The 653-nt window shown below is 56.5% G+C and carries 3 protein-coding genes; all 3 read right to left on the bottom strand.

What is annotated here, in order from left to right; translation table 11 throughout:
• Positions 1 to 259: hypothetical protein (locus tag AC1RO3_RS08195; protein ID WP_481763960.1), on the bottom strand; the 259-nt coding region annotated here is incomplete at its 3' end.
• Positions 256 to 405 (bottom strand): hypothetical protein, encoded by a 150-nt coding sequence (locus AC1RO3_RS08190; RefSeq protein ID WP_281106376.1) that lies wholly within the window; start codon positions 403 to 405, stop codon positions 256 to 258. The genes AC1RO3_RS08190 and AC1RO3_RS08195, both read right to left, overlap by 4 nt.
• Positions 402 to 563 (bottom strand): ribosome modulation factor, encoded by a 162-nt coding sequence (locus tag AC1RO3_RS08185; RefSeq protein ID WP_481763959.1) that lies wholly within the window; start codon positions 561 to 563, stop codon positions 402 to 404. The genes AC1RO3_RS08190 and AC1RO3_RS08185 overlap by 4 nt, the downstream gene beginning before the upstream one ends.
• Positions 564 to 653: the final 90 nt, after the last annotated feature.

The following is a 653-nucleotide window of genomic DNA, read 5'->3' as shown; positions in this document are numbered from 1 at the left end:
AATTTTCTTTCCACTCAACTCTCCCCTGTCTTTGTGCGCCCTTCAGCATTCCCAGCTTCGCACCGATCACAACCCGCTCCACCGTTATCTTACGCCAGCGCTCGACGATGAACGCACCGTGCCCCGCATCCTCATGGCTGATACAAAGCTCGTGCTTTCGGCACAGCGCTTCGTACTCATCGAGAAAGTCTTCGACAGCCTTTGGGCTTTCTACGTAACTTCTCGCTATTCTGTCAAACCTTTGGGGTTTCTGCCTCATTCGTCCGAATCCTCAAGAAATGCATCATACCAACCATCGTACCACGAGAGGCCGTTAGCGTCATTGTCCGGGTACGGGCTTTCATCCACGTCGCCCCGTTCGTAGGCGGCACGGCCCTCATGGTACGCTTCACGCTGCGTCGTCATTCGTATTCCTCCTGATCCATATACTCGATGTCGGCCGAATGCCACCCAGCGTTCCACTCACGCCGCAGATTGGTGCCCGGGGCATATGGATTTTCGTCCACAGGAAGACCCCGGCCATGTGCTGCGTATCCACGAGAAAACGCCTGAGCGCGCCGCACTCGAATTTATGCTGCGTTCCTCGGACAACCTCCCCACGCAGGATCGCGAGAACCGCGTCCACTGTCTCGTTCACGCCTTCAGCGTAGGCA

It is taken from the genome of Dellaglioa sp. CoH-57-MRSF-19, assembly GCF_056781975.1.
The sequence above is the reverse complement of the archived record's forward strand: the minus strand, read 5'-3'. Positions and strand labels throughout refer to the sequence as shown.

Bases quoted from the DNA above. Each gene is read 5' to 3' on its own strand.
- AC1RO3_RS08190 (WP_281106376.1), bottom strand. From the start codon at position 405: ATGACGACGCAGCGTGAAGCGTACCATGAGGGCCGTGCCGCCTACGAA.